The sequence below is a fragment of the Pseudomonas sp. PME37.24/025 genome (genome assembly GCF_055556615.1).
Genome location: NZ_JBVHNK010000428.1, coordinates 1 through 245 on the forward strand (window position 1 = coordinate 1; position 245 = coordinate 245).

Genomic DNA, 245 nt, shown 5'->3' on the forward strand with positions numbered 1-245 from the left:
GGGCGGTGCTCGCCCCCCTGTTTCCTGACCTCAGGGCCGAGGAGTACGCCGCGCCCGTCGGGCACAAGAACCCCCGCATGGACCTGACCATCCCGAGCCTGAGGCTCGTCGTCGAGGCCAAGTTCATCCGGGCGGGCAAGAGCTTCGCGGACATCCAGGAGGAGATTGCCGCGGACCACACCCTCTACGGGCTGGACAGCCGGTGGGATGTGCTGATCCCGTTCATCTGGGACGATTCCCGCCGG

At 67.8% G+C, this 245-nt stretch carries 1 protein-coding gene; it reads left to right on the top strand.

Annotated features, from left to right (window positions below):
• Positions 1 to 5 precede the first annotated feature (5 nt).
• On the top strand, positions 6 to 245 hold a 240-nt coding region (locus tag ACZ3HH_RS30945; protein WP_465810518.1), incomplete at its 3' end, for a PD-(D/E)XK nuclease domain-containing protein.